The sequence below is a fragment of the Pseudomonas aphyarum genome, assembly GCF_028657055.1.
Taxonomy (GTDB): domain Bacteria; phylum Pseudomonadota; class Gammaproteobacteria; order Pseudomonadales; family Pseudomonadaceae; genus Aquipseudomonas; species Aquipseudomonas aphyarum.
This window is the reverse complement of the sequence record NZ_JAMDGS010000008.1, coordinates 70,905-77,018: the sequence shown is the minus strand read 5'-3', so window position 1 is coordinate 77,018 and position 6,114 is coordinate 70,905. Positions and strand designations below refer to the sequence as shown.

Genomic DNA, 6,114 nt, shown 5'->3' with positions numbered 1-6,114 from the left:
CCACCACCACCACCACCACCTTCTCCTCCCCGCTTCCCCACGCCTCAACCACTCAAAAGGATGAGCGTTAGCTCGACAAAGCTCTTGATCTTGATCCACCCGTCCCTTCGGAAGGCTGAGTGGAGGTGTTCATCCGGGGATTGGCGCGCAGCGCCGTTTGGCGAAGCCGAACTCATCGACGAAGTCGATGCCCCCGGAGGGACGCCGGAGCGAAGGAACCCGAGCCTGCGAGGGCCGAACGCCGGGACGAGCCTTTTTGGGTACTTTTTTGGCGTTTGAAAAAAGTGCCTCGCCGTAAGGGCGAAACCGCCAGCGGGCGCACCCGAAGAAACGGATATATACCCGATAAAACAGCAGCATGGCCGGCCCAAAGGCCGCCAAGCCCAACCCCTGTCAAAACCCTGAACACACAAGCAGAAACATCCCGACCCATTGAAACCACCCAACCCCTGCCCCATCTAACAGCCATACCCAATTGCGCAGGTGCCCCATGAGCGACCAGCAAGAATTCCCCGAGAACCCCGACGACATCACCGAAACCGACGCCGAACACATCGAACACCACGTCCCAGGCAAAGGCCTCGCCCTGCCCGGCCAGAACCTGCCGGACAAGGTCTACATCATCCCGATCCACAACCGCCCGTTCTTCCCGGCCCAGGTCCTGCCGGTCATCGTCAACGAAGAACCCTGGGCCGAAACCCTCGAACTGGTCAGCAAATCCGAACACCACTCCCTGGCCCTGTTCTTCATGGACACACCCCAGGAAGACCCGCGCCACTTCGACACCAAGGCGTTGCCGCAATACGGCACCCTGGTCAAGGTGCACCACGCCAGCCGCGAAAACGGCAAACTGCAATTCGTCGCCCAAGGCCTCAGCCGCGTGCGCATCAAGACCTGGCTCAAACACCACCGCCCACCGTACCTCGTTGAAGTCGAATACCCGCACCAGCCCACCGAGCCGACCGACGAGGTCAAGGCCTACGGCATGGCGCTGATCAACGCGATCAAGGAACTGCTGCCGCTCAACCCGCTGTACAGCGAAGAGCTGAAGAACTACCTCAACCGCTTCAGCCCCAACGATCCGTCGCCGCTGACCGACTTCGCCGCCGCCCTGACCTCCGCCACCGGCCCTGAATTGCAGGAAGTGCTCGACTGTGTGCCGATGCTCAAGCGCATGGAGAAAGTCCTGCCGATGCTGCGCAAGGAAGTCGAAGTCGCACGCCTGCAAAAAGAAATCTCCGCCGAAGTGAATCGCAAGATCGGCGAGCACCAGCGCGAGTTCTTCCTTAAAGAACAGCTCAAGGTCATCCAGCAAGAACTCGGCCTGACCAAGGACGACCGCAGCGCCGACCTCGAACAGTTCGAGCAGCGTCTGGAAGGCAAAGTCCTGCCGACGCAGGTGCAGAAGCGCCTCGAAGAAGAGATGAACAAGCTGTCGATCCTCGAAACCGGATCGCCGGAGTACGCGGTCACCCGCAACTACCTCGACTGGGCGACCTCGGTGCCCTGGGGCGTGTACGGCGAGGACAAGCTCGACCTCAAGCACGCGCGCAAGGTGCTGGACAAACATCACGCCGGCCTCGACGACATCAAGGACCGGATCCTCGAATTCCTCGCGGTCGGTGCCTATAAAGGCGAGATCAGCGGTTCCATCGTGCTGCTGGTCGGCCCGCCGGGCGTGGGTAAAACCAGCGTCGGCAAGTCCATCGCCGAATCCCTCGGCCGGCCGTTCTACCGCTTCAGCCTCGGCGGCATGCGCGACGAAGCCGAGATCAAGGGCCACCGCCGCACCTACATCGGCGCGCAGCCGGGCAAGCTCGTGCAGGCGCTGAAAGACGTCGAAGTGATGAACCCGGTGATCATGCTCGACGAGATCGACAAGATGGGCCAGAGCTACCAGGGCGACCCGGCCTCGGCGCTGCTGGAAACCCTCGACCCGGAGCAGAACGTCGAATTCCTCGACCACTATCTGGACCTGCGGATGGACCTGTCGAAAGTCCTGTTCGTCTGCACCGCCAACACCCTGGATTCGATTCCCGGCCCGTTGCTGGACCGGATGGAAGTGATTCGCCTGTCGGGCTACATCACCGAAGAAAAAGTCGCCATCGCCAAGCGCCACCTGTGGCCGAAACTGCTGGAAAAGGCCGGCGTGTCCAAGGGCAGCCTGAGCATCAGCGACACGGCACTCAAAGCCTTGATCGACGGTTACGCCCGTGAAGCCGGCGTGCGCCAGCTGGAAAAACAGATGGGCAAACTGGTGCGCAAAGCGGTGATGAAGCTGATCGACGATCCGAAAGCGGTGATCAAGATCGGGCCAAAAGACCTCGAAGCGTCCCTCGGTCATCCGGTGTTCCGCAACGAGCAAGTGTTGTCCGGCACCGGCGTGATCACCGGCCTGGCGTGGACAAGCATGGGCGGCGCAACCTTGCCGATCGAGGCCACGCGGATTCACACGTTCAATCGTGGTTTCAAACTCACCGGGCAACTGGGCGATGTGATGAAGGAGTCGGCGGAGATCGCCTACAGCTACGTCAGCTCGCACCTCAAATCCTTCGGTGGCGATCCGAAATTCTTCGACGAAGCCTTCGTCCACCTGCACGTGCCGGAAGGCGCAACGCCGAAAGACGGCCCGAGCGCCGGCGTGACCATGGCCAGCGCCCTGCTTTCCCTCGCCCGTAATCAGGCGCCGAAAAAAGGCGTGGCCATGACCGGTGAATTGACGCTGACCGGGCATGTGCTGCCGATTGGCGGGGTGCGCGAGAAGGTGATTGCGGCGCGGCGGCAGAAGATTTTCGAGTTGATTCTGCCGGAGGCTAATCGGGGGAATTTCGAAGAGCTCCCGGACTACTTGAAGGAAGGCATTACGGTGCATTTCGCCAAGAAGTTTGCGGATGTGGCGAAGGTGCTTTTCTGATTTTGTCTTGACCGAGGGGTGAATTCAAAAACCACCCCTCACCCCAGCCCTCTCCCGGAGGGAGAGGGAGCCGAGCGGGGGATATTTAAGAGAAACGCCGACCTGAAAGCTCTTCACTGAATCCATAATCAACTCGATCTTTCAGGTCGATGTACCTCAAAAGACACCTCGGTCAGTCCCCTCTCCCTCTGGGAGAGGGTTAGGGTGAGGGCCGGCGATGCTGAAGAATGGCGCCAAGCCTGGCGTTGTCACACTTTGTCTCATCTTCAGTTATGCTCGCCGTTCGTCGCCAACGCCGGAGCCACTGAATCCATGTCCCCCCTTCGCCTGTTTGTCCCCCTGTCCCTCGCCCTGCTGGCCGCCTGCGCCACGCAACCGAAAACCAACGTGACCGTGGAAAAACAGAGCGAATGCCCGGTGCGGCTGACCAACGGGCAAAACCTGATCGTCATGCTCCCGAGCAACCCCACCACCGGCTACCGCTGGGCCATCCAGGATTCTGCCGGCGGCGTATTGCGCGCCCTCAGCCCCGAGGTCTACAGCAACCCGGAAGATGCCGGCGTGGTCGGCGCGGCCGGTCTCTCGACCTGGCGCTTCCAGGCTTTCGCCCCCGGCACCGGTCGTCTGCGCCTGACTTCGCAACAGCCTTGGGCGCCGGAAGTGTTGCCGGTGGAAACCTTTGACTGCGCCATTTCGGTGAACTGACCGTGGGCTGGCTGATCCTCGCGCTGATGGGCGCCGTGACCTTTCTCTATGGCGTCAGCACCCACGCGGCGCTGCTTTGTCTGCTGGTCAAACCGCTGCCGGTGTTGGCCCTGCTTGGCTGGTTGCACGATGCGCCACCGAGCGACTATCGCCGCTGGATCAGCCTCGGTCTGATTTTCTCGCTGATCGGCGATGTGCTGCTGGCGTGGCCGGGGGATTTGTTTGTCTTCGGTCTGGGCGCGTTTCTGGTCGCACATCTGGCGTATCTCAAGGCTTACCTCAGCGATTGCCGGCGCCTGGCTTTGCTGCCGCTGATCCTGGCACTCAGCGTGGGTGCCGTGTTGTTGGGCATATTGATCAGCAGCGGACTCGGCCCGTTGACCGTGCCAGTGATCGTCTACGGAACGGCCATCAGCGCCATGCTCTGGCGCGCCCTGGCCCGACTCGGCAGCGGCGTACCGCAACGTTCGGCACTGTTGGCGGCAGGCGGCGCGGTGGCGTTCGTGTTCTCCGACAGCGTGATTGGCATCAACCGGTTTGTCTCACCGTTCAACGCAGCGCCCTACATCATCATCCTCAGTTACTGGCTGGGGCAGTGGGGGATTGCCGCCTCGGCGTTTTCACAGAGCAAACGCCCGGAGCTCTGAGCCAGCGGTTTATCAGACAACCCGCGCATCTGCGCGCCAGTTTGGCTAAAATGCCGGCCTTTTCATCGACACCGCCGGAACCGCCGTGAGCAAAGAACCCGATCGCATTTTCGCCCAGCCGATGGCCCAGGTGCCTGACTTCGCCTTCAATGAAGACGTGGTGCGGGTGTTCCCGGACATGATCAAGCGTTCGGTGCCGGGTTACCCGACCATCGTCGAGAACCTCGGCGTGCTCGCGGCGCAGTTCGCCCAGCCGAACAGCGTACTCTACGATCTCGGCGCCTCCCTCGGTGCGGTAACTCAGGCCCTGCGTCGCCACGTGCGCACCGACGGTTGCCGGGTGATCGCGGTGGATAACTCGGCGGCGATGGTCGAGCGCTGCCGCGAGTACCTCAACGGTCAGGATTCGATGTTCCAGGAGTTGCTGCCGGTCGATGTGATCGAAGGCGACATCCTCGCCCTCGACTTCAAACCGGCCTCGGTGGTGGCGCTGAACTTCACCCTGCAATTCATCGCCCCGGATCAGCGCACGGCGTTGCTGTCGCGCATTCGCCAATCACTGCTGCCGGGCGGCGCGCTGATTCTGTCGGAGAAGCTGCGCTTCAACGATGCCGAAGAACACGCGCTGCTGACCGATCTGCACGTCGCGTTCAAACGCGCCAACGGCTACAGCGAACTGGAAATCGCCCAGAAGCGCAGCGCCATCGAAAACGTCATGAAGCCCGACAGCCTCGAAGAACACCGCGAGCGCCTGCTGGCCGCCGGGTTCTCGAAAGTCGTGCCGTGGTTCCAGTGTCTTAACTTTGCCTCGTTGATTGCCTTGCCATGATTGATCTGTCCCCCCTCGCCCGCCGTCTGGCCGGCACACCGCTGGCCGAATGGGCCAACACCCTGCAAGTGCAGCTCGACAAGAAAATGGAGAAAGGTCACGGCGATCTGGAGCGCTGGCAAAGTGCGCTGGACGCCTTGCCGAAGATCCAGCCGAGCGAAGTCGACCTGCTCGACGGCCTGAAACTCGACACCGATTGCGACGCCGAAACCCGCGCGCAAATGCGCACCGCGCTGATGGGCCTGTCGCCGTGGCGCAAGGGGCCGTTCGATCTGTTCGGCGTGCACGTCGACACCGAATGGCGCTCGGACTGGAAGTGGTCGCGGGTCGCTCCGCATCTGGATCTGAAGGGCAAACGCATCCTCGATGTCGGTTGCGGCAACGGCTATTACATGTGGCGCATGCTCGGCGCCGGCGCCGACAGCGTGATCGGCGTTGATCCGAACTGGCTGTTCTTCTGCCAGTTCCAGGCGGTGCAGCGTTATCTGTCAGAGCCGAATGCCTGGCACCTGCCGTTCCCATTTGAAGACCTGCCGCCGAATCTGGAAGGTTTCGACACGGTGTTTTCCATGGGTGTGTTCTATCACCGCCGTTCGCCGATCGAGCATTTGCTGGCGCTGAAGGATTGCCTGGTGAAAGGTGGCGAACTGGTGCTGGAGACGCTGGTGGTCGAAGGCGACAAGCATCAGGTATTGGTGCCGGAAGACCGTTATGCGCAGATGCGTAATGTGTGGTTCTTGCCGTCGGTGCCGGCGCTGGAATTGTGGCTGCGTCGTGCCGGTTTCACGGATGTGAAATGTGTGGATGTGAGCACCACCACTGTTGAAGAACAGCGCGGGACGGAATGGATGAAGTATCAGTCGCTAAGTGATTTCCTTGATCCGGAAGATCACAGCAAGACGATTGAAGGGCTGCCGGCGCCGATGCGGGCGGTCATCGTCGCGAAGAAATAACCCGCTCTCCCAAACACCACAGTGAGCCCACCCCTCACCCCAGCCCTCCCGAAACGTCGGACCGCC

Annotated in this window: 5 protein-coding genes; all 5 read left to right on the top strand. The window is 61.5% G+C overall.

Annotated elements, in window-relative coordinates:
- Positions 1–490 precede the first annotated feature (490 nt).
- The 5 genes from lon to cmoB all read left to right on the top strand — a co-directional run bounded on the left by lon (position 491) and on the right by cmoB (position 6,048).
- A complete protein-coding gene (gene lon, locus M5G18_RS12740) occupies positions 491–2,914 on the top strand; it encodes an endopeptidase La (protein ID WP_127799742.1) in 2,424 nt (807 codons plus the stop codon).
- A gap of 312 nt (positions 2,915–3,226) precedes the next feature.
- Positions 3,227–3,619: a protease inhibitor I42 family protein gene (locus M5G18_RS12735; RefSeq protein ID WP_102716880.1), complete on the top strand. Its 393-nt coding sequence runs from the start codon at positions 3,227–3,229 to the stop codon at positions 3,617–3,619.
- Between the two features lie 2 nt (positions 3,620–3,621).
- On the top strand, positions 3,622–4,266 hold the full coding sequence (locus tag M5G18_RS12730; protein ID WP_273898793.1) for a lysoplasmalogenase: 645 nt from the start codon (positions 3,622–3,624) through the stop codon (positions 4,264–4,266).
- A gap of 121 nt (positions 4,267–4,387) precedes the next feature.
- A complete protein-coding gene (gene cmoA, locus M5G18_RS12725; RefSeq protein ID WP_273898798.1) occupies positions 4,388–5,095 on the top strand; it encodes a carboxy-S-adenosyl-L-methionine synthase CmoA in 708 nt (235 codons plus the stop codon).
- Positions 5,092–6,048 (top strand): tRNA 5-methoxyuridine(34)/uridine 5-oxyacetic acid(34) synthase CmoB, encoded by a 957-nt coding sequence (cmoB, locus tag M5G18_RS12720; protein WP_273898792.1) that lies wholly within the window; start codon positions 5,092–5,094, stop codon positions 6,046–6,048. Before cmoA ends, cmoB begins: the two co-directional genes overlap by 4 nt.
- Positions 6,049–6,114 lie beyond the last annotated feature (66 nt).

Excerpts from the sequence above, each read along its gene's own strand:
- lon (WP_127799742.1), top strand. The coding sequence starts at position 491 with ATGAGCGACCAGCAAGAATTCCCCGAGAACCCCGACGACATCACCGAA.
- M5G18_RS12735 (WP_102716880.1), top strand. The coding sequence starts at position 3,227 with ATGTCCCCCCTTCGCCTGTTTGTCCCCCTGTCCCTCGCCCTGCTGGCC.
- cmoA (WP_273898798.1), top strand. The coding sequence starts at position 4,388 with ATGGCCCAGGTGCCTGACTTCGCCTTCAATGAAGACGTGGTGCGGGTG.
- cmoB (WP_273898792.1), top strand. The coding sequence starts at position 5,092 with ATGATTGATCTGTCCCCCCTCGCCCGCCGTCTGGCCGGCACACCGCTG.